Origin of the sequence: Micromonospora sp. RTP1Z1 (assembly GCF_033804685.1) — a bacterium.
In the GTDB taxonomy this organism is placed as follows: Bacteria; Actinomycetota; Actinomycetes; order Mycobacteriales; family Micromonosporaceae; genus Micromonospora.
Map to the genome: position 1 here is coordinate 24,543 of NZ_JAPFQV010000048.1, position 26,022 is coordinate 50,564.

Here is a 26,022-nt window from a genome sequence, read left to right on the forward strand (position 1 = left end):
CGTACGCCCTCGCCATGTGCAAGCCGCGACCGCCCGCTCCCGGTCGCAGCTTGCCGCCCCGCGGGCGTTAGCGGTCCATGTGAAGGCGGATCGTGGTGGCACCGGGCCTGGTGTGGACGCGCACGAGATCGCAGAGTTGGTTGACCAGGACGAGTCCTCGGCCGCCGGGCTGCTGCGGTGGCACGGGAATCCGGCCGGCGAGCGGATTCGTGATGTGCCCGGTGTCGGTGAGCTGACAGATCAGCCGCGTGCGGTCGGTCCAGATCGCGAGGGTACCGCTGGCGGCGGTGTGTTTGACCGTGTTCGCGGCCAGTTCGTTGACCGCCAGGGTCAGGTCGGAGACTCGGTCCGGGGGCAGGCCGGCCTCGATGGCCTCGGCGGTCACGATCCGGCGGATGGCCGGGAGGGCATGTGAGTCGATGGTGATGATGGTCGCCGGGGCAGGCGGGTCCTGCAGCGGCAGGTTGAACCCGGCGGCCACCGCGACTGGGTCGGCGTAATGCGGGCTCTCCCACACCGCGCTGCCCGTCTGCAGGATCGGATGGGTGCGGCAGGCGTCGTCGAGCCAGGTCCGGTCTAGGCGACTGGTGTCGTAGGGACAGAGGATGGCGGCCTGCCGGCCAGCGAACGCCCTGTTGATCAGGGCCTCGTGCTGGGCGCAAGCGGGGTACTCAATACCGGTACGGCCGGCCCAGATGGGTTCGCCGATGATGCGTACCCGTTTCCCGAGGTGGGCGGCAGCGAAGGCGAGCAGGACGCCTGGAATGATTCGCCCGGGGTTGCGCCCGGCCACGCTCATGTCGTGCAGCTGGACCCTGCCCGCGTCGATGCCAAGCGCAGCGCGAATGTGGTCGAGGTTGTCTCCCGGTACGGCGACCATGACCGGCTCATCGGCGACGAGGCCGGCTTGGATGAACGGCACCGTGCCGGCCAGGTACTCCTCGCGATCGGCGTAGAAGAGGGCTGGGTGAACAAACCATCGGCCCTGGTGGCGACGGAGATACTCATGCGGCGGCCTCCGAGGTGCGTGATCCGGCCGCCTCATCGGGCCACAGCAGGGTCAGTCCGGGAACCTCGTTGGCACCGGTCAGGTGCAGTGTACGGGCGCCATCCTTGGAAGAGCCGGTCAGAGTGAACCCGGCCGGGGCTGCCGCTGCGGCCCGGGCGGGCAGGGTCGCGACAGCGGCATCGACGAAGATCAACCCGTGAAGATCCAGGCGCTCCGGACTGGTGGCATGGCGACGATGTTATAGCACGGCGGGCAGGACAATGGAGAGGCCATGCCGATCACAGCATGACCCCCATCGAAGGCCTGCGGCACCGTGACACCTCGGGCCTGAACCCGCCGAGCAGCGCAACCGGGACCAGTGACGAGTTGACGTACAAGACGCGCAGCCGCTCGCGCAGGCCGCGGCCACGAATGGAGCCATCGGCGCCAACACCCAGCCTAAGTGTCAGGGTGACTTTTGTGGGTTGCGCGGACGGCGAGTAGGGCGATGTCGTCGGTGGCCTGTTCGGCGGCGAGTGTAGTCATGATGCGAGCGCAGACCGCTTCGGCGGGACCTGGTTCGACGGCTGAGCAGAGCCGTTCGATGCCGACGTCGATGATTTCGCCGCGGCGTTCGACGAGCCCGTCGGTATAGCAGATCAGTACCGCCTCGGAAGGGAACGTGACCTCGGTGTCCCGGCGGGCCGGTTGATGCGGGCCCACACCTAATGGAAGATCAACTGGAATGTTCAGGCTACCGGCCGGCTGTCCTGGTGTGGCCAGGATGGGTTGCAGGTGCCCGGCGAGGGAAATCTGGATGGTGGCGCGGTCCGGGGAGATCATGGCGTAAAGAACCGTGGCGAGGTTCCCGGTCTCGAAATGGTGGATCTTACGGTCGAGCAGCGTCAGCGCGCTGGCCGGTTTGTCGCAGACCAGGGCGTAGGCGCGCAGCGCGCTACGGAAGCGTCCCATCACGACTGCGGAGCGCAGTCCGTGTCCGGACACGTCGCCGATGACGACGCCCAGCCAGCCGGAGGGGAGGGTGAACACGTCGTACCAGTCGCCGCCCACGCCGGCGTGATGGCCGGGCACGTAGCGGGCGGCGATGTCCACACCGGGCGCGTCGGGTAGGTGGGTGGGTAGCAGGCTGCGTTGCAGTGCGAGGGCGGCGGTGCGGTCGATGCTGCTGGCCCTGGCCTGGCTGGCCAGGCTTGCCCGGTCGGCGACGAGTTGCAGCAGTTTCACGTCGTCGTCGGTGAATCGGCGCGGCCTCAGGCAGCCGACGTGCAATACGCCAATTACCTCGCCGCCGGCGAACATGGGCACACCCAATAGCGAGCGGATCCCCCTGTCGAACAGGATCGGGTTGACTACCTCGGCGGCAGTAACGTTCTCCAGTATGACGGGCTGTTTGTCCCGAGCGATCCGGCCGGCGAAGCCGCGGCCGACGGATATCCGAAAGCCTTGCCGGACCTCTTCCTCCAGCCCCTTCGCCGCAGTGGCCACCAACTGCTGGGCGTGCACGTCCAGCAGCAGGATGGCTGCAGTGTCAACCCGCAGCACCTCTCGGACACGGTCGAGGAGCTCGTCGAGAAGGTCGTTGACGTCAAGCTGGGACAGCGTCGCGTCGGTCAGCGCCTCGATACGACGCAGCCGCTCGTCGTTCCCGCTATCCTGCACGCCAATCACGGCAGAAGCCTAGCCCTCTCCAGGCCCAGGGCAGGCCACCGCCGGCAGCGATTGGCGGGGCGGTCAGCTGCGGGAGCGCGGCAGGCAGCACTTCTTGTACTTGAGGCCCGAGCCGCACCAGCAGGCGTCATTGCGCTCCGGCGGCCAGGATATTTGCGCGCCGGGCCGGGTCGCGAGATCTCGCACGTAGCGGGTGCGGATCTCCGGATCCGTCGGATCCCCGTTGTGCCGGCTGGCGTAGCCGTTCAGCCCATCCACCGATGCGCTGACCACGCTCAGCCCGGTCCGACCGGTGTTGGCCTGCTGGACGAGGTGCCGTTCCAGGCGGCCCCGGTGCGCGTCCCAGTCCGGCCCGTACGCCCCGGTCAGCTCGGCTTGCTCGGCGAGCAGGCGGTCGAACTCGGCCCGGGGCCAGAAGAGCAGGTCGGGCTCCGTGCCCTGCCGCTGCTCCGCCCGGCGGACAAGCTGAGCCTCCAGCCGGTCCGCCAGATCGTCCTGCCGATCATGCGGCAGGTTCAAGTCCCGGCGTACCCGGTGCCGCTGTTGCAGCAGGAAGAAGAGGACACCGGGCGCCTCCGGAGGGCCGACCTCCACCGTCGCCTCGGCGGCGGGTACGGCCTCCGTGGGTGCTCCGGCCGCGGTGGCGCGCCTGCCGAGCACAGCGTCGACCGCCTCGCTCAGCCACTCCTCGGCGATCACCGAGAGACCGCCGGCGTCCAGGGCCGCGCTGACGTACGCCGGGGCCTCGGGCTGCTCGATCAGGAGCTGGCGCAGCGCGGTGAGATCCGCCATCGCCTCGTCCTCCCGGCCGCCGGCCCGGAACAGGATCCGGGCCCGCAGCGCCCGGGCGAAGCCAGCCCGGGCATCCTCTACCGACGGGTACGCCTCCAAGGCCCGGTCCGCGTACCGGAGCGCGGTGTCCAGCCGCCCTCGGATCTCGGCGATCTCCGCGGCCAGGGTCAGCGCGTCCCCGGCGTCCTCCGGCTCCGCCAGCCGGCCCTGCTCCACCGCGTCTGCCAGGTCGGCGGCGACGCCGAGAGGATTGGCTGTGCCGAGCGCCGAGCGGCGAAGTTCGTCGAGGTCAGCGCTGGTGATCACATCTCTCGTCGGCACGATCTCACGGTACGTCGGGTTCCGCCCGTAGCGCTGACTGATCACCTGTTACGCCGACCTCACCCTGCCTCGCGCCGACGGCCCAACATCGGTACGCGAGACCGAACAATCGCGGACGGACGGTCACGAACTCCGCCAATGCCCGATCCGCGCCGCACGGCCCGACCTCCCCGGGCCGGGCCGCCACCCGAGGTGTCGTGGCTCGAACAGGGGCGGAGGTCACCAGGCCCAGCGCCTGGGTGCGGCTACCGCTGTCGGGCAGTCCGCGTGCTCCAGTCGGCGAGGGACGTGCCGGCGATGCGGGCACCGTCGAGGGGAATCAGTGAGCGTTCACCCAGGGCGGCCCCGAAGTACCGCGCGGCGGTGTCGGTCACCACCTCGCGGGAGTCGTTACGCGCGGCGAGGGTGGATCGGCCCAGATCATCGAGAAGGAACTGCTCGGGGCCGGCGATCTCGACGACGCCGTTCGTCGGCGCGGCGACCACGACGTCGGCCACCGCGGTCGCGACGTCGTCGGCCGCGATCGGCTGGATGAGGACCGGCGCGAGGCGTACGGTGTCGCCGTCCGTGGCGGCGTCGACGATGCCCTGGACGAACTCGAAGAACTGCGTCGCGTGCACCAGCGAGTACGGGATGCCGGACGCGGCGATGAGCTTCTCCTGGGCGACCTTCGCCCGCATGTACCCGCTGTCGGGCATGCGGTCGGAACCGACGACGGACAGTGCCACATGGTGACCCACGCCGACCTCGGTCTCGGCGGCGAGGAGATTGCGGGTGGACGTCTCGAAGAATTCCAGCACAGCGGCGTCCTCGAACGAGGGGGAATTCGACACGTCGACGACGACGTCGGCGTTGTCGAGCGCGTCGGCCAGTCCCTCGCCGGTCAGCGTGTTCACGCCGGTCTTGGGCGACGCCGCCACCGCCTCGTGGCCCTGCCCACCGAGCCTGTCCACGAGCTTCGAACCGATAAGTCCGCTGCCGCCGATGACGACGATCTTCATGATCGAACCACTCCCTGTCTGCCTGCGGCGTGGTGAGCCGAGTTGTCACCTACTACGACCGGACAGGGCGCCGATCCGTGACAACGCAGTCGACGGAGCTGCGGGTCATGCGGCAAACCAGGTATCGGGTCCGATCGGCCTGAAAGCGGCGTGTCGCCGGGGGCCGTAAACAGACTACGTGCCTGTTTGTCAGGTATCGTCCGTATCCGCATTGGTCGCCGATGACGGACAGGAACTGGAGCTTCTCGTAGCCCTCGCTGCCGGGTGCGGCGGTGAAGACCAGCAGGGTCTGCGACTGGTCGGCGTCGACCAGGATCTGGCAGTGCAGTTCGAGCAGCCCGACCTCCGGGTGCCGGAAGCGACCCTGACCAACACCCGCCGGCCGTCAACGCGGTAGGTACTTAGCACCGAGGATCGGTGCCCCCTGCTGCAACCTCTTGATGTAGTCGGCCCGCCGGTCCGCGCGGTCGGTGACGTCGACGTACGGCCTAGGGTGGGCGGCATGGCAAGCCCTGCCCCCTCCGCCGACGGCGCCGCGGCCCAGAATCCGCTCACCCTGCTCACGCTGGACGAACTCCGGCAGCGCACCAGCGTGAAGTGGCGGATGCACCCGCCCGACGTGCTCCCCCTCTGGGTCGCGGAGCTGGACGTACCCCTCGCTCCCCCCGTGGCCGACGCGCTCCGCCGCGCGATCGACCTCGGTGACACCGGTTACGCGCACGGGACGGCGTACGCCGAGGCGCTCGGCGACTTCGCCGCCCGGCGCTGGGGCTGGCACAGCTTCCGTGTCGACCACACCAGGGTCGTACCCGACGTGATGATGGGCATCGTCGAGGTACTCCGGCTCGTGACCGACCCCGGCGACGCGGTGGTGGTCTGCTCCCCCGTCTACCCGCCCTTCTACGCCTTCGTCAGCCATACCGGCCGGCAGGTGATCGAGGCCCCACTCGGACCCGACCTGCGGATGGACCGCGCCGCTCTCGACGAGGCGTTCCACCGGGCCCGGGCCTGCGGCCGCCGGCCGGCGTTCCTGCTGTGCAACCCGCACAACCCGACCGGCGTCGTCCACCGCCGCGACGAGCTCGAGGCCGTCGCCGAACTGGCGGGCCGGCACGGCCTGCGGGTGATCTCCGACGAGATCCACGCCCCCCTGGTGCTCCCCGGGACGCACTTCACCCCGTACCTCACGGTGGCCGGCGGGGAGAACGCGTTCGCCCTGACCTCCGCCTCGAAGGCGTGGAACCTCGCCGGCCTCAAGGCGGCGCTCGCGGTCGCCGGGCCGCAGGCCGCCGCTGACCTCAACCGCATGCCGGAAGAGGTCAGCCACGGGCCCAGCCACCTGGGCGTCATCGCGCAAACCGCCGCGTTCCGCGCCGGCGGGCAGTGGCTCGACCTCCTCCTCGACGGCCTCGACGGCAACCGCACGCTTCTGGCGACGCTGCTGGCGAAGCACCTCCCGTCCGTCACGTACCACCGCCCCGAGGGCACCTACCTCGCCTGGCTGGACTGCACCGGGCTGGGCATCCCCACAGAACAGCCGGACGGCGAACCCGGCGTGGCCAGCGACGTCGCCGGGCCCGCGAAAATGTTCCTCGACCGCGCGCGGGTCGCCCTCAGCTCCGGGCACGTCTTCGGCACCGGCGGGGCAGGCTTCGTACGACTCAACTTCGCCACCTCACCCACGATCCTCACCGACGCCGTCACCCGCATGGGCCGGGCAGTCGACGCGCACCACCCCTCGGCGGGCTGAGCCCTCGGTCCCAGACGCGTTCCAAGGTGTTGAGGACCTTGCCGTCCCGGTCGCGGAAGATCGCGCCCGGATGGCCGTTCACCTGGTGCGGCTCCACTACGCCGCCGATCCGGACGAACGGCGGGACGATCGCGGCGAGCACCCGGGCCACCTTCTCGGCGCCGATGACAGGCTTCCATTGCGGGGCCTTGCCGCCGCCGTCGCCGCCGCCGTCGCCGTCGCCGTCGCCGACCATGTGAACGTCGGCGGCGAGGAGCTCCCACAGCCCGTTGACGTCTCCTACGGGGTCGTTACCGCCCTGACCTGCGCACTCTTCCCTACCAGCCGGGATAGAGCGCCGTTGAAGGCCGTTCAGCGCCGTTGAGCACTGCGTGTGAAGCAGGACGCTGCACCGACTGTCCGCAGGTAGCTCTGTCGCTACCGGCCGGTCGTCTCGCTGTCGACTCCTGTGAGCCGGCGGAGCGACACCGTGGTTAGGCTGTACGGATGCAGGCGGCGATGTCCTGGAGCGACCTCGATGGCTGACGCCGACGATGTCCGTCAGCTGGCGCTGGCGCTGCCTCACGTGGTCGAGATCGACAGTGACGGCTTCGACTTCCGGGTCGCCGATAAGGGGTTCGTCTGGTCCTACCCCGAGCGCAGACCCGGTAGGTCGCGCCGCATCCGGACCGATATCGCGGTGGTGTACGTGGGCGACGAAGCGGAGAAGCAGGCGTTACTCCTCGGCGAGCCCGAGGTTTTCTTCACCACGCCCGCGTATGACGGGCTTCCCCTCGTCATGCTGCGGTTGACGCAGGTGAGCGTCGATCGTCTGAAGGAGCTCCTCACCGACGCGTGGCGCATGCGGGCCCCGGACTCACTCGTCGGTGACCTCGATGACGGCACCGACTCGTTTAACCCACATCTGAGCAGAGCCGATCAGTAGGTCGAGGTAGCAATCGCCCGATGCCGCAGGCGGAGCCTGCGGAAGGCTGCTCGATCGCCGTCTGCGCCAGCCGCAGCAAGGTCACACGTCCCGCACGCTCCGCGGCCATGAGCGTGCACACCATGGCAACTCGATCGGCGGCACGTGTCACGGGCAAATACGTTGGCTGGCATCCGCGGATCGGGAAAGATCGACCGCGAGGTGACCCACGTGCGGACTCGACTGCGGCAGCTGCGAATCGATGCGCGGACCTTCGTGTGGCGCGCGGCGATTCATCACGTGCAGGGCACTGGTAATCGCCACCGGTGCATTCGCCTGCGGGTCTGGGGCGCTGGAAAGACGAGCCAGGCACTCCAGGCGGATCTGCTGTCGGTCGCCTGGCCGGCACCGTGGGGGGCATGCGCGACCGACGGCGCCTATCCGGCATCGGCCGACGTACGAGCCGTCATCAGTTACGCCCTGAAGCACGGGTGGCAGCCTGAGAAGCAGGGCGGAACGTTCGTGCTGTCCGAGCGCGAGCATGCGGCCGGGTTCACCTTGCCCGATTTCCTTCTGACCGATCGGCTGCGCACGGCAGAGAGCGCGGATCCCACGCTTCGAGTTATCCACGCCTACGAACGTCGTCATCGAGGAAGACCGTCTTTCGCGCATCGGCACGACCCGCCGCCGAGGCGATCCGCTTGCCGAAACAGGCCGTAGCGCGCGGTTCGCGGCAGATGTGCGCACCCGATCATGCCAAGGCAACGGCGTCGCCCGCTGGCCGCGAACGCGACGAGCCATACCCACGCGATCGCCATGACAGCGTCTTGTGCCCTACTGCGACCCCACCGGTGGGGGCTGTCGTTGCCCGCCGTGTCGACCTGTCCGGGCACGCCCGCAGGGTGCCGGGAGAGATCTGGACATCCCAGCGGATGGGGCCCTGCCACGCTCAGGCCCTCGCTGGGCCCCACGCCTTGATCCCGCGCCTTAGCGTGGCAGGGTGGCAGCACCCCGCATGGCACCGCCGTCGGAGATGAGCCGCCGGCTGACGTTCCTGTTCGCGTTGGCGGCGGGAGCGGCCATCGCCAACCTGTACTGGGCGCAGCCGCTGCTCAGCTTCATCGCAGGCGATCTACGCGCCGCGACCGCGACGGCCGGCTGGCTCGTCACCGCGACGCAGGTCGGGTACGCCGTCGGCGTGCTGCTGCTCGTGCCGCTCGGCGACGTCCTGGACCGCCGCCGGTTCGTCCCGGTGATGCTGCTGACCTCGGCCGCCGCACTGCTGCTGTGCGCGCTGGCGCCGTCGATCGGCGTGCTCCTCCTCGCACTGGGCGTGCTCGGCGTGACGACGATTTCCGGGCAGGTCCTCGCACCGCTCGCCGGGGACCTGGCCGGCGACGCCGACCGCGGTCGGGTTGTCGGCGCCGTCGGGTCCGGGACCCTCACCGGTATCTTGGCCTCCCGCACGATCAGCGGGTTCGTCGCCGGCGCCGCCGGGTGGCGTACGGTCTTCGCCCTCGCCGCGGTCGTCGCCGTCCTGCTCGCGGTCCTGCTCTACCGCGCGATTCCACCGCTGGCACCGCGGACGCGCATGCCATACCCGCAGCTCATCGCCTCGGTCGGCGCCGTGCTCATGCGCGAGCGGGCGGCCCGATGGACGCTGGTCCTGGCCGCCACAGGGTTCGCCGCGTTCTCGCTGTTCTGGACGGCGCTGACGTTCCTGCTCAGCGGCCCACCGTTCCGGTACCCGGTAGCGGTGATTGGGTTGTTCGGGTTGACTGGCCTCGCTGGTGTCCTTTCCGGCCTGCACGGCGGTCGTCTGCACGACCGCGGTTGGTCGCTTCCGGCCACCGGCGCGGCCTGGGTACTGGCCCTCGGCGCCTTCGTCGTCGCGGCGTTCGCCGGCCGGTCCGTCGTACTTATCATCGTCGTGATCATCATGATCGATGTTGCCCTCCAGACGCAGGCCCTCCTCAACCGGGCGCGGCTGTTCGCCCTCTCCCACGAGGCCCGCAGCCGGCTCAACACGGCGCTAGCCACCGCCAACTTCATCGGCGCTGCTATCGGCTCCGCCGCCGCGACCACGCTCTGGTCCGCGGGCGGCTGGACAGCGGTCACGATCACGGGAACGGCGCTCTGCTGCTTCGCGCTCACCGTGTGGGCGCTGGGACGTCGTGGTCCACTCGTGATCCGCTTCGCCGTGACGGACGGCGCTGTAACGGACCGCGGTGAAACCTCCCTCAACCGCGCGACATTCGCACGTAGTGCTCGTAGTGCTCCGGAGTCGAACCCGCCATGACGCCCTCGTGCGCAGTCCACGCGTCCGCTTCTCGGCAGTTCAGGACATCGCCGGCTGACCAGCGCGACCCGCGGACGCTGACGCCTTCGGAGCTGCCGAGGAGGTCAGCGAGCGGCAAGCACTGGCCGGAGACTCGGGTGGCTCCGAAGCCGACCCCCATGCTGGGTCTCCTACCGTGCGCTGACCAGCCGACGGCCTCTTCACGCATTCTGAAGAGTGGAAGCCAGGACCCAAGCAGGAGGTAAGTGGGTGCGTCCGACGCATCTGAACAGGCCGCTTCCTCGAGTCGTGCAGCCTGAGGACTTCGCTGGCTACACAGCTGTCCAACTGATGGACGTCGCCCTCGTGCAGGTCGGCGACGTGCGGCAGTTTGCATTCCTCGACTGGGCGCAGCGCGAGCTGCTGCCTGCCCTGCTTGAGCTTGGCTGACAGGCGCACCAGACTGGTGGCATGACGCGAGGCATTGCCCTGGTCCGGCGACCCAGCGGCCGGCTGGCCGAGGGGCTGGTCACCCACATCGAGCGCAGCGACGTGGATGTCGCGCAAGCCCGGCGTCAGCACGAGGCGTACTGTGCCGCGCTCGCCGAAACGGGTTGGCAGGTGCGCGAGATCGCCCCCGCTGATCATTGCCCGGACTCGGTGTTCGTCGAGGACACCGTCGTGGTCTGCGAGGGCCTGGCGGTGGTCACACGGCCGGGCGCGCCGCAGCGCCGTCCGGAGATCCCCGGCACTGAGAAGGCGGTACGCGAGGCCGGGCTGGAGGTCGTGCGCATTGAGGCTCCCGGGACGCTGGACGGCGGCGACGTGCTGCAGGTCGGCACCACCGTGTACGTGGGCCGAGGCGACCGCACCAACGGTGAGGGCCTGGCCCAGCTGCGCGCCCACCTGGCGACCCGCGGGCGCAGAGTGATCCCGGTCCCGCTGCGCGACGTGCTGCACCTCAAGTCGGCCGTGACCGCGCTGCCCGACGGCACCCTACTCGCGCTGCCGGAACTGCTCGACGCGACCGCGCTCCGGCAGCCGGTGCGCACGGTCGACGAGGAGGCCGGCTGCCACGTCGTACCGCTCGGTGATGACCTCGTGCTGCTGGCCGCGTCGGCGCCGCGCACCGCGGCGCTCGTGGCGGACCTCGGCTTCACACCGGTCGTCGTCAACATCGGCGAGTACGAGAAGCTCGAGGGCTGCGTCACCTGCCTTAGCGTGCTGATCCCCCGGGTCTAACCCACGCCCCAGCCAGACCCGGTCGGCGGCAGAAGCGTGTACTTGGCCGATCGCTAAAGCTCGATCCAGTAACGCCGGGCTGGGCCGAATCTGATGTCCCGGACGCCTTCGAAGACGCCGCCGCACTGCTCGATTGTCTTCGCCGAGGCGACATTGTCGACGGCGCAGACTGCCAGCACCCGATCCAGGCCCAGCATCCGCGCCTCCTCGAGCATCCGGCCCAGAGCCCAGGTGGCCAGCCCGCGGCGGCGCGCGGACGGCCGGATGCCGTAACCGATGTGGCCGGCCCACAGCACGTAGTCACTGCTACCGTGCCGCAGCGCGATCCCGCCGAGCACGCGATCGCTCTCGACAATCCATCGATAGGTGCAGCCCGATTTGCCGTCGTCGATTGATTTCGCCGGATCCGACTGGTCCAGTAGCCGGGCTACCCATGTCGCGAACCCGGTCGGCGAGGTCACTTCATCGGACGGATGCAGCCCGAACCCGTCCTCGTGCTGCCCGGGGCCCCACTCCGCGTGCGCCTCGAGCCAGTTGGTGTGCAGGCGGGTGGTGGGCGTGATCAGTTCTTTCACCCGGCAACGGTAATGCCAAGAATGCCGTACGCACACTGGAGCCAGGCCTTGGCCTCACCGGTTGCTGACCGCGGTCTACCGACACTTCGCCAACGGCGGCTTCGGCCCCGACTACCAACTCTTCAGCCTGACCGACGGTCCGACATCCGAACAGGCTGCCGACTGCTACATCGCGTCAGCGCAGCCGCCGGGCGGTGAACCTGGCTGGCGGCTCGGCGATCGCGTCCTGGGCCGCGATCAGCTGGATCTCCCGGGTGCCCGCCGCGAGGGTCGCCTCTAGGACGGCGAAGACGGAGGCGATAGTGCGTTCCAGTGCCGTCGCGGGCGAGCCCGTCGTCGACAAATGCGCGAGGTACAGCGCTGCGGTGACGTCGCCGCCACCGTTCGGGTTGATCGGCAGCAGGGGTGTGGTCACCGCCCAGGCGCCTTCGTCCGAGACGGCCACCACCTCCAGCGAGCCCACCGGCACGTCACCGTGCAGCACGCTGGTGACCAGGACGTGCCGCGGTCCGGTCTCGCGCACCACGTCGACCGCCTCCAGCAACTCGGTCAGGGAGTTCGTCGTACGGCCGGCGAGGAAGTCCAGCTCGAATTGATTCGGGGTGATGATGTCCGCGCGCGGGACGACGGTGTCCCGCATGTACTCCGGGATGCCTGGCCGGACGAACATCCCGCGGCCGGCGTCGCCCATCACCGGGTCGCAGCAGTACACCGCGTCCGAGTTGGCCGCCTTGACCTTGTCCACCGCGTCGAGGATCACCGCGCCCATCGCCGGGTCACCTTGGTAGCCCGACAGGACCGCGTCGGCGCTGCCGAGGACCCCGCGGTCCGCGATGCCCGCGATCACCTCGGCCACGTCGGCCGGCGCCAGCAGCGGCCCGCGCCACGCGCCGTACCCGGTGTGGTTGGAGAAGTGGACCGTCAGTACCGGCCAGACCTCGTGCCCGAGCCGCTGAAGGGGGAAGGCGGCCGCCGAGTTTCCGACGTAGCCGTAGGCGACCGATGACTGGATGGACAGGATCTTCACCTGCTCATCATGGCGGTTCCCGCCGGTGCCCACACGCACTGCCCGCCGTTTCTCTCGGGTGGCCTACTCCGGGCCCTCCTTCGATGACGGGACCACGGGTACCAGCATGCCGCGCTCCTCGACGCCGTACCCGCGGACATCGCCACCGTGGCGGCGACCGCCCGCAACGTGATCGTCCATCGACTGTCCGACGATTACATCAATACCGGCGCCTGAACTCGGCTGCTATACGGGCCTCGGGCCCACGGCTCGCCGCGACTGATCGGGGTGGGCTCAGACGGAGACTTCAGCGCTGAGGACGATGGTGCGTTCCTCGGGCAGGTGAAGGAACTCCGCGAGTGCGGGGACGCGCCGGCGCGGAGTCTCGCCATCGGCGAGCGGATCCCGTTCGACCGGTACGCGCTGCCCCGTCGGCCATCAGGAACACCCGGCCCGCTGGATCAGAGGCTCATTGCTGATGGGATCGATGGTGCGTCCGTTGGACATCTACAGCGCCACCGCCGAGTCCGCCGCCGCGATGTGGCCGTGCGGGTTCGCCGACTGTTCGGCCGGTGACCGGATCCCACAACCGCACCGTCTCATCCCCGGCTGGCGGAGCGGCGGAACGGCCAGGCCGCCTCAGGAGCCGGAGGCGTCACCGAAGCGGACCAGCCGCTCTCGTAGCCGGCCCGCGCATGATTGTCAGGCGCCGCTTGGCCTCACGACAAAGCCCTGGGGATGAGGGGTAGCCGCAGATGTGTGTAGTGCGTGGTGCGCAGGCGTCAGTGCCCGCGGTAGAGGGCGTCCATGTCGTCAACGTAGTGGCGCTGTACGACCTCCCGCCTGATCTTCAAGGTAGGGGTGAGTTCTCCGTCGGCTTCGGTGAGGTCCCGAGGCAGGATGCGGAAGGTCTTGACCTGCTCGGCCCTGGACACCGTCTGGTTGGCGCTGTCGACGGCGCCCTGGACTGCTGCGCGCAGCTCAGCGTTGTCCCGCAGCTCGGCGACCTGCGCGTCCGGGTAGCCGTGTCTGGCCCGCCACCGCAACCACGCCTGCGGGTCGATGGTGACCAGCGCCGCGACATAGGGACGGTCGTCGCCGACGAGCATGCTCTGGCTGATCAGCGGGTGCGCACGGATCTTCTCCTCGATCGGCGCCGGGGCGAGATTCTTCCCCGCCGCGGTCACGATGATCTCCTTTCTGCGGCCGGTGATGCGCAGGAAACCCTCGTCGTCGAGACTGCCGAGATCACCGGTGCGTAGCCAACCGTCAGCGGTGAACGTGTCGATCGTGCCCTCGGGGTTGTTCCAGTACCCGGCGAAAACGACGTCCCCGCGGACGAGGACCTCGCCATCGTCGGCGATGCGGACCTCCACGCCCGGCAACGGGCGACCGACCGTGCCGATCTTCAACGCCGAGGGCCTGTTCGCCGTCACCGCCGGGGACGTCTCGGTCAGCCCATACCCTTCCAACGGGGTGATGCCGGCGCCGCGGAAAAAATGCCCGAGCCGCTCCCCCAGTGGCGCCCCACCGACGATCGCCGTACGGCATCGTCCGCCAAGTGCGGCGCGCAACCTTCGGTACGCCACGACATCACACACCGCGCGCGCCAGCCGCCACAGCACTCCCGGGCCTCGCGGCGTGTCCATCGCCCGGCTGTACCGCACGGCCACGGCGTCGACGACGGAGAACAGCCGTCCCCGGTGCGCGTCCTCGGCTTCGCGCCGGGCCCGGTTATACATCTTCTCGAACACCCGGGGTACCGCGAGGATGAACGTCGGGCTGTACTTTCGCAGCTGGTCCAGCACCCCGACAGAGGCGGCGCTGTGCACCATGGTCGCCCGCGTGTAGACCATCCCGACCTGAATGAGCCGGGCGAACGCGTGCGCCAGCGGCAGGAACAGCACTGTCGACGCACCCGGGTGCAACAACTCCGGCAACACCGCAGCGGCACCACTGACGTCGCAGAGGATGTTGTGGTGTGTCAGCACGCAGCCCTTTGGCCGGCCCGTCGTGCCGCTGGTATAGACGATGGTAGCCACGTCACCGCCCGACACCGCCCGGCGCCGTGCCTCGACCTGCATCTCGTCGACCGCGCGGCCGGCACCCGCCAGGGCGATCAGGTCCCCGGCGTCGATCTGCCACATTCGGCCCAGGGCGGGCAGCTTGTCGCGCAGGCCGGTGAGCAGCGCGGCATGCCCGTCGGTCTCGACCACACACCCCACCGCACCCGAATCCGACAGGATCCACTCCACCTGCTCGGCGCTGGAGGTGTCATAGACGGGAACGGTGACTGCCCCGATGGACCACAGGGCGTAGTCAACGAGGGTCCATTCGTAGCGGGTGCGGCTCATCAACCCCACCCTGTCGCCGTGCCCGAAACCGGCCTCGATGAATCCGCGCGCGACGGTAAGGACATCATCGCGGAACTGCAGACAGGTCACCGGCAGCGGACCGCCCTGCACTGACCGACCCGCCGGCCATGACCGGGGAACCGGATCCGGGCGGACGAATTGCACCGCTTCAGGGGCCTTTCGGGCATTCTCCCACACCATCTCGGCCAAGCCGGGCACCCCTGCGCCGGTGACCGTCGGCTCCGCCGTCACGTCCTGCACGTCCGCTCCCCCGCTCGGTGCACCGTCACTCAACCGGCATGGAGTCATCATGACCTGATTGAGCAGCTCAGCCGGGGTCAACCCGCGAACTTGACCAGCACTGCGAACGGTAACGGTGGGTATCGGGTTGACCGTCTACTGCCCCAGGCCGCGCCCGGGCGGGCCAGCGCAGCCGCCGTGCCGACGAGATCCGGCGCGGTCGCGGTCGACGCCGCCGCGCGACGGGGCTTGCCACGCCGGCGTCGGTGGGCGCCTTCGATGCCGACCAGCCGCATCAGCCGGGCCACCGCTTTGCGGTTCCACTGGTGGACGCGTTCGCAGCTCCGCGGTGAGCCGGCGGGCCCCGTAGACGCCTCGATGCTCCGACCACGCCCGCCTGGTGACGTCGACGCGGTCCTGGTCGTGGCCTTCCCGGTCAGCGGCACGTTGCCGGCCGGCCCGCAGCCACTGGATAGAAGGCGCTTGGCCAACCCGAGGAGCAGGCAGAGCAGACGGACCGGGTAGGTGGTCTTCTCCGCAGCGATGAACCGACACACGTCGGATCGTCCGGCCGGAATCCAGCACCAGCGCCGCAGCCTGACGCCGGAACTCCGTCAGGAGGTGTCCGCTCTCAGGGGGTCACTTCAGGCTTGATTTCGGCCGCGCCCCACTGTGACCGAGAAGCGACGGTCGGTATCAGGGGTTTTCATCGTTGTGTTCCATCGGTACGGTGCCCGGATGCGACACGTCGGAACCTTGATCGCTGCGATGGTTATCGGTCCGTTGGCCTGGATCCTTCTCGCCATCGGACAGGACAGCTCGGTCCGGGCCTTCACCGCGGCGCAAAGCAGCGGCGCCTTCAACACAGGCGACTTCATGCGGAACGCGCTGCTACTGGCAGCGGCTGGACTCCTGCTCGGGCTCATCGCGACACTGCGAATCTCCCCGCTCGGCGCCGTGCTGACCGGCGTCGTGTACGCGGGCAGCTATCTCGCTATGCTGACCCGCCCAACATGGCTGCTGCGCCTCCTCGGCCACAAGGTGACCGTGGCCGGCCAGCACGCCGACCTGGCCACCCCGGTGCGGACCGGCACGACGCTGCTGATCGGTGCCGCGATGCTGGTCGCCGTGCTCAGCGTTCAGCGCTGGCGGCGCTGGCCACGACCAGCCGCCGAGGCACCCGAAATGGAAGCTCCGGACAGCTTTTCTTCGCCGGCCGCTTTGGCGCAGGACCGCGCGCTCGGTGCCGAAGGGCTCGGCCCGACGACGGCAGGCCAGACCCCGCAGCCCTACTCGGCCGCGAACGACACCGGACCGCAACCGGCCGGGGTCGGTGCTGCGCACTGGGCGAACGCCCTGCGGCGCGGCTCTGAGGCTCGGCGATAATCGGGCAGCCGCGCTGGCTGCCCGAGTGAACAGCCTCGCCCCGGTTCTCATCGCCACTGCGGGTGGCGCGCCCACCTGCAGTGGCGATCGTCGATTTATCGGTCGAAACGCCGTGCCCGACCCATCCGCAACGGCCAGGCTCGCCTACGCACGACCACCATGCACACGCCAATTGGCGCCACTGCCCACCCATCGGTACCGCGGTGAGCAGTGACCGTCGCGGCGCGGCCCACAGGGCGGCGGACAGATGGCGCGCTCGCCGACCGCCCGAATCCTGGCGTGGTTGCGATTGGCGGCCCACTGCCGGCGCGACAGCCGCGGCCGCAGTTGATGGCGCTTGAACGGCGCGCGGATGCTGCCGCCGGCACCACCATCCCCGCCGACGGCGTTCGTGGTGTCGGCGATCGCCATGGGCCTGGCAGCACCGGCCGCCCTCGCCGGGCCCGGCCGCCTCCGCATGAGCAAGGTGACCGCGACAGCACCGCAGTCAAGCCGCGCGTGACGAAGGTCGAACGCCGCAGCCATCAAGCGGCGCGGCAACGAAGCCGTCCCACGACAGAGGCGTGGGCGGCCAAAAAGTTTTGTTCGGTTCCTACAAATGGTGCCGCGAAGGGTTCGGTGGTTACGACATGGCGCTGCCAGCCGGCAGGCGGAAAGGTGATCACCGCCGGAGGCCGGAGTCTCGCGGCGCGTACGTCGTGGGTCTACTGGAGGGGTTGGTCGGGTGTTCAGCCGTGTCGCCATCGTCAATCGTGGTGAGGCCGCGATGCGGCTCATCCACGCGGTCCGAGAGCTGGCCGCGGAGACCGGGACCCGGATCGAGACCGTCGCGTTGTACACCGACGTCGACCGCACCGCCACGTTCGTGCGTGAGGCGGACATCGCCTACGATCTCGGTCCCGCGTCCGCGCGCCCGTACCTGGACCTGAAGGCGCTGGAGCGCGCGTTGGTGGAGACCGGGGCCGACGCCGCGTGGGTCGGCTGGGGCTTCGTCGCAGAGGACCCGGCGTTCGCCGAGCTGTGCGAGCAGGTCGGGGTCACCTTCGTCGGGCCGAGCGCGGAGGCCATGCGCAAGCTCGGTGACAAGATCGGCGCGAAGCTGATCGCCGAGGAGGTCGGCGTGCCAGTCGCGCCGTGGAGCCGTGGCGCGGTCGAGACCCTGGACGCCGCCCTGGCGGCGGCGACCGAGATCGGCTACCCGCTGATGCTGAAGGCGACCGCGGGCGGCGGTGGGCGCGGTATCCGCGTGATCACGAACGCTGCCGAGCTCGCCAACGCGTACGAGCGCACCAGCCAGGAGGCAGCGCGGGCGTTCGGCAGCGGCGTCGTGTTCCTGGAGCGCCTGGTCACCGGTGCACGGCACGTCGAGGTCCAGGTGATCGCCGACGGCCAGGGCACCGCGTGGGCGCTCGGTGTCCGCGACTGTTCGGTGCAGCGGCGCAACCAGAAGGTCATCGAGGAGTCGGCGTCGCCGGTGCTCAGCCCGGCGCAGGCTGCCGAGCTCAAGGCGTCGGCCGAACGGCTGGCCGTCGCGGTCGATTACCGGGGTGCGGCGACCGTCGAGTTCCTCTACCACCCTGGCGACCGGGTGTTCGCGTTCCTCGAGGTCAACACCCGCCTGCAGGTCGAACACCCGATCACCGAGTCCACGACCGGGTTCGACCTGGTCAAGGCGCAGCTGCACGTCGCCGGGGGCGGGCGGCTCGAAGGCGAGCCGCCGGTGGAGCGCGGGCACGCCATCGAGGCCCGGCTGAACGCCGAGGACCCCGACCGCGACTTCGCGCCCTCCCCGGGCCGTATCGCGCGGCTGGACCTGCCCGCCGGACCGGGCATCCGGGTGGACACCGGCGTCAGCGAGGGTGACACCATCCCCGCCGACTTCGACTCGATGATCGCGAAGATCATCGCCTACGGTCGCGACCGCGACGAGGCCTTCGGCAAGCTGCGCCGGGCGATGGCGAACACCACGGTGATCATCGAGGGTGGCGCGACGAACAAGAGCTTCGTGCTCGACCTGCTCGACCAGCCCGAGGTGATCGACGGCAGCGCGGACACCGGCTGGATCGACCGCGTCCGCGGCGAGGGCAGACTCGTCGCGCACCGCCACTTCGCCATCGCGCTGGCGGCCGCCGCCATCGAGGCGTACGAGGAGGAGGAACGCGTCGAGCGGCAGCGGCTGCTGTCGACGGCGTTCGGCGGTCGCCCGCAGGTGCAGCACAAGAGCGGCCGACCGCTGGACCTCAAGCTGCGTGGCGTCGGCTACCGCATGCGCGTGGCGCGTGTCGGCGCGCACCGGTTCCGAGTCGGCATCGAAGCGGGCGGTGCCGTCCGCAGCGCCGACGTCGAACTCGACCGCTTCGACCGGCACACCGGGCAGATCGTCGTCAACGGCGTCCGGTACCGCCTGCTCACCGGGACGCACGGGGCGATCCACCTGGTCGAGGTGGACGGCGTGACGCACCGGGTCGGCCGCGACGAGGGCGGTGTCGTCCGCTCACCCATGCCCGCGCTGGTCGTCGCCACACCGCTGGAGGTCGGCGCAGAGGTCGAGGCGGGCGCGCCGGTCCTGGTGCTGGAGGCCATGAAGATGGAGACGGTGCTGCGGGCGCCGTTCAAGGCGCGGCTGAAGGAATGCGCCGTCTCCGTGGGCAGCCAGGTGGAGACCGGCGCACCGTTGCTGCGGCTGGAGCCGCTGGCCGAGGAGGCCGAGGAGGCCGAGGAGGCCGCAGGCGTCCCGGCCGCCGTGTCCGTCGAGCTGGACCTGCCCGCGGCGCCCGGGGACCTCCCGGCGCGGAAGCGCGCCACGCGCGGCCAGGAGGACCTGCGCGGCCTGCTGCTCGGTTTCGACGTCGACCCGCACGACGACGGCCGGGTGCTCGACGACTACCTCGCCGCGCGGCGGGCGGCCACCGAGGACGGCCACCGGCCGCTGGCCGAGGAGCTCGACCTCGTCAACGTGTTCGCCGACCTCGCCGAGCTGAGCCGCAACCGGCCGACGGGGGAGGACGGCGGCGGCGACATCCACGTACACAGCGCCCGCGAGTACTTCCACACCTACCTGCAGAGCCTCGACGTCGAGCGGGCCGGACTGCCGAGTTCGTTCCAGGCCAAGCTCGCCAAGACGCTCGGGCACTACGGTGTCACCGACCTGGACCGCTCCCCCGAGCTCGAAGCCGCGGTGTTCCGGATCTTCCTCGCCCAGCAACGCGCGTCCGCCGACGCCACGGTCGTCGCGACGCTGCTGCGCTCGTGGCTGCGGGAGCCGCCGCCGGACGAGACGCTGCGCGAGCCCGCCGGCCTCGCGCTGGAGCGGCTGATCGCTGCGACGCAGGTCCGCTTCCCCGTGGTCGCCGACCTCGCCCGCGGCGTGGTGTTCGCCTGGTTCGCCCAGCCGCTGCTACGCCGCAACCGCGCCCGCGTCTACGCCGAGGTCCGCAAGCACCAGCGCCATCTGGACGCGCACCCGGACGCGCCGGACCGCGCCGAGCACATCGCGGAGATGGTACGCAGCAGCGAGCCGTTGGTCCGGCTGCTCGGCCAGCGGCTCGTCCGCGACCACCTCGACAACGCGGTCATGCTGGAAGTGCTGACCCGGCGGTACTACGGCAACAAGGCGCTCACCAGCGTCCGCACCCGCAAGCTCGCGGGCTGCACATTCGTGGTCGCCGAGCGCGCGGACTCGAGCGTGGTCTCCGCCGCCGTGAGCTTCGACGCGCTGGGCGGCGCGCTGCGTGGGCTCGCCGAGCTGGCCAGCGGCGAGGAGGCCATCGACGCCGACATCTACCTCGCCTGGGAGAACCAGCCGGAGGACTTCGACGCGATGGCGGCCGCGCTGCTCGAGGCCATCAACGCGCACCCGCTGCCGCACCAGGTCCGCAGAGTCACCACCACCGTCGCCGGTCGCGGCGGAGCGGTGATGCACCACCACTTCACGTTCCGCCCCTCAGGCGCGGGGATGACCGAGGAGCGGCTGATCCGCGGCCTGCACCCGTACATCGCGCAGCGGATGCAGCTGGAGCGGCTGCACAAATTCGACCTGACCCGGCTGCCGTCACTGGACGAGGAGGTCTACCTCTTCCAGTGCGTAGCGCGGGAGAACCCGTCCGACCAGCGCCTCGTCGCGTTCGCGCAGGTGCGCGACCTGACCGAGCTACGCGAGCACGACGGCCGGCTGGTCGCGCTGCCGACGACCGAGGACGCCGTCGCCGCCTGCCTCGACTCGATCCGCCGCGCGCAGTCGCGCCGACCGTCGAAGACGCGCTTCAACACCAACCGGATTGTGATCTACGTCTGGCCGCCGAGCGAGCTCACTCGCGAGGAAATGGAGATGATCGCTGGGCGCGTGCGCCCGACGACCGCGGGCGCCGGGCTGGAGGAGATCCTGTTCATCGCGCGGCAGCGCGACCGCGAGACCGGCGAGCTGACCAAGATCGCCGTGCGGATCTCCTTCGACGCCACCGGCGGCGCCGAGCTGACCGTCGGCGAGCCGCCGGTCGAGCCGGTCGAGCCGCTCGACGACTACCGGCTGAAGGTGCTGCGCGCGAGCAGCCGCAACACGGTGTACCCGTACGAGCTGACCGGCCTGCTCGGCGACTTCGTCGAGCACGACCTCGACGACGACCACGCCCTGGTGCCAGTCGACCGGCCCAAGGGGCGCAACACCGCGGCGATCGTCGCGGGCGTGGTCACCACGCCGACGCGGCGGCACCCGCAGGGCGTCACCAGGGTCGTACTGCTCGGCGACCCCACCAAATCGCTGGGCGCACTGTCGGAGCCGGAGTGCCGCCGCGTGATCGCCGCACTGGACCTGGCCCAGCGGATGCGGGTGCCGCTGGAGTGGTACGCGCTGTCCGCCGGCGCCCGGATCTCCATGACGTCGGGCACCGAGAACATGGACTGGGTGGCCGCGGCGCTCAAACGGATCGTCGAATTCACCCAGGACGGCGGCGAGATCAACATCGTCGTCGCGGGCATCAACGTCGGCGCACAGCCGTACTGGAACGCCGAGGCGACAATGCTCATGCACACCAAGGGCGTCCTGGTGATGACACCGGACTCGGCGATGGTGCTCACCGGCAAGCAGTCGCTCGACTTCTCCGGTGGCGTGTCCGCCGAGGACAACTTCGGCATTGGCGGCTACGACCGGGTGATGGGCCCGAACGGGCAGGCGCAGTACTGGGCGCCGAACCTGACCGCCGCGCGAGACGTGCTGATGTCGCACTACGACCACACGTACGTCGCACCGGGCGAGGACGCGCCGCGGCGGGCGACCACCACCGACCCCACCGACCGCGACATCTCCGCCTTCCCGCATGCCGTGGCCGGCAGCGACTTCACCACCGTCGGCGAGATCTTCTCCGCCGAGGCCAACCCGGACCGCAAGAAGCCGTTCGACATCCGGACCGTGATGCGGGCGCTCTCCGACCAGGACCACCCGGTGCTGGAACGCTGGGCGGGAATGGCCGACGCGGAGACCGTAGCGGTGCAGGACGTGCATCTCGGCGGCATCCCGGCGTGCCTCCTCGGCATCGAGTCACGGACGGTGCCGCGGCGCGGCTTCCCGCCCACCGACGGCCCGGACACCTACACCGCGGGCACGCTGTTCCCGCGGTCGTCGAAGAAGGCCGCGCGGGCGATCAACGTGGCCAGCGGCAACCGACCGCTGGTGGTGCTGGCGAACCTGTCGGGCTTCGACGGCTCGCCCGAATCAATGCGCAAGCTGCAACTGGAGTACGGCGCCGAGATCGGCCGCGCGATCGTGAACTTCCGCGGGCCCATCGTGTTCTGCGTGATCTCGCGGTACCACGGCGGCGCGTTCGTGGTGTTCTCGAAGGCGCTGAATCCCAACATGACCGTGCTGGCGCTGGAAGGCTCGTTCGCCTCGGTGCTCGGCGGCGCTCCCGCCGCCGCGGTGGTGTTCTCCGGCGACGTCGACGCCCGTACCGCGGCCGACCCGCGTGTGCGGGACCTGGAGGCCCGCGCTGCGGCCGCCTCCGGCGCCGACCGCGCCGCGATCACCGCGGAACTCGACGAGCTCCGCTCGTCAGTCCGCGCAGAGAAGCTCGGCGAGGTGGCCACGGAGTTCGACCGCGTTCACAACATCCAGCGCGCTGTCGAGGTCGGCTCCGTTGACGCCGTCATCCGCGCAGCCGAACTCCGTCCGCGCATCATCGAGGCCATCGAGTCACATCTGCGTTGACCGGCCGGGGGCGATCACCACGCCAGGCGCCGTCGCGGCGAGGGCGGCGGTGGCCAGGTGAAGTCCCCGGCGACGCTGCGCCGGGCGACCTGCACCGCCGACTCCACCGCGCTCGGGCGATCAGCGCGGACAGTTGCGCCTCGTTCGCGATCGGCGCCACCTCAATGTCAAGATCGAGCGCCTCCACAAAGGTGTTGATCGCCTGCTCCGAGGCGCGCAGGTACTCGGACCCGTCTCCACCAGCGTTTACCTACAGCAGCCGAAACCGGCGGGTCAGGCCCACTTTCAGGCGGCGTCGCCATGACATGGCGGCTGTCCGCCGATCGAGAGGTCCGAGCAGCCTGTTCCCGGTCCGCAATACATAAGGGCAGGCTGCGCTCGGCGCCCTACCCCCGTCGGGCCCTCAGCATCCGGCGAAGCTCGTCGACACGCTCCCGCACGCTCTTGGCCACCAGGGCGCTCACCCCCGCACGACTCGCGGCCTCCGCTAGCCGGTTGGCCACCGACTTGTCCACGCCGACCCTCGGGAACATCGCCGCCGACAGCACCATCGCCCACAGCATGCCGCCCTCGTGCATCGAGGGCACGGCCGCGATGTAGGCGTCGGCGAAGGGACGAAGCACGTCTCCCGCTGACGGGCGCCAGAAGGCACGACCAGCCTCTCGCATCATCCCCGCGGGCACCCGCCGCTCCTCGAACATCGCCTCCCAGGCCGCCTGCTTGGCCTCCCGGTTGGGCTGTGCCGCGCGGACCAGCACGGCCTTGACCCAGGCATCGGGATTGGGGTCTTCGCCCTCCAGGGCGTCGACCGCGGCCAGATCCACCCTGCCGAGCTCGGCCAGCCGGGACAACCTTCGCCACTTCAGGTCCGGCGTGGTCACCCGCTCCTCCAGCTGCGCCAGCTGCCGCGGCGTGGTGGCGGTCCGGGCGAGCATCCGCAACGCGACCTGCTCGCGGGCCGGTTCCGAGGCCAGGGCGAGACAGGCATCCGCGATCGAGGCGAGCAGCTCGTCGCGTGTGCTGTCCGGGGACCAGTACTCCCCCGCCGTCACCGCGAGCGTCAACAGCGGCTCCACGACCGCGTCGGTCGACTCCCGCAGCAGCGCTCCGGTGGCGCAGCGCACGAAGTCCTCGGTGGTGACCTCTCCGGTGGTGAGCATGTCCCAGACCGTGGTCACCGCCAGGGTCCGAGCCATCGCGGTCGGGAGTCCGCCGGAGTGGTCGACCAGGGTGCGGAGGGTGGAGGGGTCCGGCCGGACCGAGGCGAAGGTCAGGTCGTCGTCGTTGAGCAGAACGAGATCCGCTTCATCGAGGGCGAGCGGGGTGAGCTGTCTGCGCACCTCCACCGAGACGGACCTGCGGAGCGTGAAGGCATCGGCCCGGCCGTCGTACAGCCCGATCTGCAGCACATGCGGCCGCGGCTCGGTCCGGTCAGGGCCGACCGCGCGGAGTGCCACGCTGTCGCCGTGCCCCTCCAGCGTGAGCCGGTCGGTGCCCGAGGTCTCCAGCCAGGTCTTGCGCCAGGACGCCAGGTCGCGCCCGCTCACGCTGTCCAGTTCCGCGAACAGGTCCTCCAGCGTGGCGTTCCCCCACGCGTGCTTGCGGAAGTACGCCCGCAGGCCCTCAACAAACCGGTCCTCACCGACGAACGCGACGAGCTGCTTGAGCACGCTCGCACCCTTCGGGTAGGTGATCGCGTCGAAGCTGGCGGCAGCCGCGTCGGTGTCGGCGATCCGCTGCCTGATCGGATGCGTGGTCGGCGCCTTGTCGGCAAGGTAGGCGGACTGCTTGTCGTTGGCGAGGAACGTGGTCCAGATGTCGGTGAACTCCGTGGCGTTCGCCGCGGACCAGGCACAGGCCCAGTCCGCGAAGGACTCGTTGAGCCACAGGTCGTCCCACCAGCGCATCGTCACCATGTCGCCGAACCACATGTGCGCCATCTCGTGCAGCAGGACCTGGGCCCGCAGCTGCCGCTCCACGAACGTGGGCGGCTCCCGGTAGACGAAGACGTCCGACCAGGTGACGCAGCCGTAGTTCTCCATGGCGCCGCCGAACTCTGGCATGAACACCTGGTCGTAGCGGCGCTGCGGAAACGGCAACTCGAACCGCTCCCCGTAGAAGGCGAGCCCCGCCCCCGTGATGGCGAACAGCTCCTCCGCGTCCCGCTCGAGCATCGGCGCCAACGACCTGCGCGCGTAGAGGCCAAGGTCGTAACCGCCTTGCTCCGATCGCATCTCGTGGAGGGGTCCGGCGTTGACGACCGGGATGTACGTCGACATCGGCGGCGTGTCCGGGAAGGCCCACGTCCTGGCACCGTCTGATGGCTCACTCACCGTTGGGTCGCCAGAGTTGCTCAGCACCGTCCAGGCGGCCGGAGCGGTAACCGTGATCGCGAATGGCGCCTTCAGGTCGGGCTGGTCGAAGCAGGCCCAGGCTCGGCGGGCGTCGTCGGGCTCGAACGTCGTCCAGACGTAGACCAGGCCATCCGACGGGTCGACCGCCCGGTGTACCCCCGACCCGCGGCCGGTCTGGCGCTGTACGGACGAGACGACGAGGGTGTTCCGCTCCTCCAAGCCGATGAGGACGATGCGTCCTTCGCGGACGTCGTCCGGATCGATCGGCTCGCCGTTGAGCACGGCCGCTTCCACCTCGGCGACACAGTCGACGAAGGTGCCCGAGCCGGGCGTCAGGCATCGGAAGGTAATCGTCGAGGTGGCGCGGAACTCCTCCCCCTCAAGCAGACGGGTCAGATCGACGTCGATGTCATACCTCTCGACAGCGAGCAGCGCAGCACGTTCCCGCGCCTCGTCGTGCGTCAGACTGCGTGCCCCCGCCATGCTGTGCCCCTCTCGCGCCCTCGGCCGCTAGAACGCTAGACCTGGCGAGGATGCCTGTCGAGGTTGTTTGGACCGGGTCGAAGCAGCTCGCACCGTGCAAACGACTCAGCGGCGGGCCCACTCACGAGATGGCGTCCCCACAGGAACGCTGCTCATCGGCACGACCTCGCGACTCCAGGTGACGGTGCGGCGGGTTTGCCGTCGCGCACGTCGGTGAACGGCGGTGCGTGCAGGCAGCCGGGCCCGTACCCCTCTGTGTCATCCTTGGGGAAGGCAGGGTGACCTGCTGAAACTCTGACCCGTGAGGGCGTGCGAGGAGATCCACCCCCGTGGCATCGCATCACCCGGTACCCGACCCCGAGGTGCCAGCAAAGCCCCGAACAAGGACATACACCGCCGCGTACAAGGCGCGGATCCTGGCCGAGTACGAGACCCTCGACAAGGCCGGCAAGGGTGCCCT

Annotated in this window: 18 protein-coding genes and 2 pseudogenes; 8 read left to right on the plus strand and 12 right to left on the minus strand. The window is 70.0% G+C overall.

Annotated elements, in window-relative coordinates; translation table 11 throughout:
- Positions 1-67: 67 nt before the first annotated feature.
- The 6 genes and pseudogenes from SLP03_RS22240 to SLP03_RS22265 all read right to left on the minus strand — a co-directional run.
- The gene (locus SLP03_RS22240) at positions 68-1,045 is read right to left on the minus strand and encodes a sensor histidine kinase (RefSeq protein ID WP_319462557.1); all 978 of its coding nucleotides are present in this window, start codon (positions 1,043-1,045) and stop codon (positions 68-70) included.
- Entirely contained in the window at positions 1,005-1,202 is a 198-nt protein-coding gene (locus SLP03_RS22245) for a hypothetical protein (protein ID WP_319462558.1), read from the minus strand. The genes SLP03_RS22240 and SLP03_RS22245 overlap by 41 nt, the downstream gene beginning before the upstream one ends.
- A gap of 245 nt (positions 1,203-1,447) precedes the next feature.
- Positions 1,448-2,677: a GAF domain-containing SpoIIE family protein phosphatase gene (locus SLP03_RS22250; RefSeq protein ID WP_319462559.1), complete on the minus strand. Its 1,230-nt coding sequence runs from the start codon at positions 2,675-2,677 to the stop codon at positions 1,448-1,450.
- Positions 2,678-2,740: 63 nt separating this feature from the next.
- Positions 2,741-3,790 carry an SEC-C domain-containing protein gene (locus tag SLP03_RS22255; protein WP_319462560.1) on the minus strand — a complete coding sequence of 350 codons (1,050 nt, stop codon included), beginning with the start codon at positions 3,788-3,790 and terminating at the stop codon, positions 2,741-2,743.
- Positions 3,791-4,035: 245 nt separating this feature from the next.
- Positions 4,036-4,791: an SDR family oxidoreductase gene (locus SLP03_RS22260; RefSeq protein WP_319462561.1), complete on the minus strand. Its 756-nt coding sequence runs from the start codon at positions 4,789-4,791 to the stop codon at positions 4,036-4,038.
- 52 nt (positions 4,792-4,843) lie between these two features.
- Positions 4,844-5,155, minus strand: a pseudogene (locus SLP03_RS22265) (hypothetical protein); the annotation flags it as partial.
- Positions 5,156-5,293: 138 nt separating this feature from the next.
- Between SLP03_RS22265 and SLP03_RS22270 the strand changes: the two are divergent.
- A complete protein-coding gene (locus SLP03_RS22270) occupies positions 5,294-6,541 on the plus strand; it encodes a MalY/PatB family protein (RefSeq protein ID WP_319462562.1) in 1,248 nt (415 codons plus the stop codon).
- Here SLP03_RS22270 and SLP03_RS22275 read toward each other — a convergent pair.
- Positions 6,492-6,776, minus strand: coding sequence for a hypothetical protein (locus tag SLP03_RS22275; RefSeq protein ID WP_319462563.1), 285 nt, complete (start codon positions 6,774-6,776; stop codon positions 6,492-6,494). The two genes, SLP03_RS22270 and SLP03_RS22275, sit on opposite strands and share 50 nt — an antisense overlap.
- Before the next feature lie 282 nt (positions 6,777-7,058).
- Here SLP03_RS22275 and SLP03_RS22280 point away from each other — a divergent pair, with 282 nt between their 5' ends.
- The 5 genes from SLP03_RS22280 (at position 7,059) to ddaH (ending at position 10,965) form a co-directional block, all read left to right on the plus strand.
- The gene (locus SLP03_RS22280) at positions 7,059-7,466 is read left to right on the plus strand and encodes an MmcQ/YjbR family DNA-binding protein (RefSeq protein ID WP_319462564.1); all 408 of its coding nucleotides are present in this window, start codon (positions 7,059-7,061) and stop codon (positions 7,464-7,466) included.
- A gap of 210 nt (positions 7,467-7,676) precedes the next feature.
- Positions 7,677-8,165, plus strand: a complete 489-nt coding sequence (locus tag SLP03_RS22285; protein WP_319462565.1) for an integrase — start codon at positions 7,677-7,679, stop codon at positions 8,163-8,165.
- A gap of 280 nt (positions 8,166-8,445) precedes the next feature.
- Positions 8,446-9,744, plus strand: coding sequence for an MFS transporter (locus tag SLP03_RS22290; RefSeq protein ID WP_319462566.1), 1,299 nt, complete (start codon positions 8,446-8,448; stop codon positions 9,742-9,744).
- Positions 9,745-10,032: 288 nt separating this feature from the next.
- Complete coding sequence (locus SLP03_RS22295; protein WP_319462567.1) at positions 10,033-10,173, plus strand: hypothetical protein; 141 nt, start codon at positions 10,033-10,035, stop codon at positions 10,171-10,173.
- 21 nt (positions 10,174-10,194) lie between these two features.
- Positions 10,195-10,965, plus strand: coding sequence for a dimethylargininase (gene ddaH, locus SLP03_RS22300; RefSeq protein ID WP_319462568.1), 771 nt, complete (start codon positions 10,195-10,197; stop codon positions 10,963-10,965).
- Between the two features lie 53 nt (positions 10,966-11,018).
- Here the strand turns inward: ddaH and SLP03_RS22305 are convergent, their stop codons facing one another.
- From SLP03_RS22305 to SLP03_RS22315, 3 genes are all read right to left on the minus strand, one after another.
- A complete protein-coding gene (locus tag SLP03_RS22305; RefSeq protein WP_319462569.1) occupies positions 11,019-11,540 on the minus strand; it encodes a GNAT family N-acetyltransferase in 522 nt (173 codons plus the stop codon).
- A 175-nt stretch (positions 11,541-11,715) separates the two neighbouring features.
- On the minus strand, positions 11,716-12,567 hold the full coding sequence (gene pdxY, locus SLP03_RS22310; RefSeq protein ID WP_319462570.1) for a pyridoxal kinase PdxY: 852 nt from the start codon (positions 12,565-12,567) through the stop codon (positions 11,716-11,718).
- A gap of 761 nt (positions 12,568-13,328) precedes the next feature.
- A complete protein-coding gene (locus SLP03_RS22315; RefSeq protein WP_413644671.1) occupies positions 13,329-15,161 on the minus strand; it encodes an AMP-dependent synthetase/ligase in 1,833 nt (610 codons plus the stop codon).
- 717 nt (positions 15,162-15,878) lie between these two features.
- Between SLP03_RS22315 and SLP03_RS22320 the strand changes: the two genes are divergently transcribed.
- The gene (locus SLP03_RS22320) at positions 15,879-16,526 is read left to right on the plus strand and encodes a hypothetical protein (protein ID WP_319462571.1); all 648 of its coding nucleotides are present in this window, start codon (positions 15,879-15,881) and stop codon (positions 16,524-16,526) included.
- A gap of 249 nt (positions 16,527-16,775) precedes the next feature.
- Here SLP03_RS22320 and SLP03_RS22325 read toward each other — a convergent pair.
- Positions 16,776-16,895, minus strand: a pseudogene (locus tag SLP03_RS22325) (IS5/IS1182 family transposase); the annotation flags it as partial.
- 355 nt (positions 16,896-17,250) lie between these two features.
- On the opposite strand from SLP03_RS22325, the gene SLP03_RS22330 reads away from it, so the two are divergent.
- Positions 17,251-22,725 (plus strand): biotin carboxylase N-terminal domain-containing protein, encoded by a 5,475-nt coding sequence (locus SLP03_RS22330; protein WP_319462572.1) that lies wholly within the window; start codon positions 17,251-17,253, stop codon positions 22,723-22,725.
- 386 nt (positions 22,726-23,111) lie between these two features.
- Here SLP03_RS22330 and pepN read toward each other — a convergent pair whose 3' ends face one another.
- Positions 23,112-25,562 (minus strand): aminopeptidase N, encoded by a 2,451-nt coding sequence (gene pepN, locus SLP03_RS22335; protein WP_319462573.1) that lies wholly within the window; start codon positions 25,560-25,562, stop codon positions 23,112-23,114.
- Positions 25,563-26,022 lie beyond the last annotated feature (460 nt).

Bases quoted from the DNA above. Each gene is read 5' to 3' on its own strand.
- SLP03_RS22240 (WP_319462557.1), bottom strand. From the start codon at position 1,045: ATGAGGCGGCCGGATCACGCACCTCGGAGGCCGCCGCATGAGTATCTC.
- SLP03_RS22260 (WP_319462561.1), bottom strand. From the start codon at position 4,791: ATGAAGATCGTCGTCATCGGCGGCAGCGGACTTATCGGTTCGAAGCTC.
- SLP03_RS22270 (WP_319462562.1), top strand. From the start codon at position 5,294: ATGGCAAGCCCTGCCCCCTCCGCCGACGGCGCCGCGGCCCAGAATCCG.
- SLP03_RS22275 (WP_319462563.1), bottom strand. From the start codon at position 6,776: ATGGTCGGCGACGGCGACGGCGACGGCGGCGGCGACGGCGGCGGCAAG.
- SLP03_RS22280 (WP_319462564.1), top strand. From the start codon at position 7,059: ATGGCTGACGCCGACGATGTCCGTCAGCTGGCGCTGGCGCTGCCTCAC.
- ddaH (WP_319462568.1), top strand. From the start codon at position 10,195: ATGACGCGAGGCATTGCCCTGGTCCGGCGACCCAGCGGCCGGCTGGCC.
- SLP03_RS22320 (WP_319462571.1), top strand. From the start codon at position 15,879: ATGCGACACGTCGGAACCTTGATCGCTGCGATGGTTATCGGTCCGTTG.
- pepN (WP_319462573.1), bottom strand. From the start codon at position 25,562: ATGGCGGGGGCACGCAGTCTGACGCACGACGAGGCGCGGGAACGTGCT.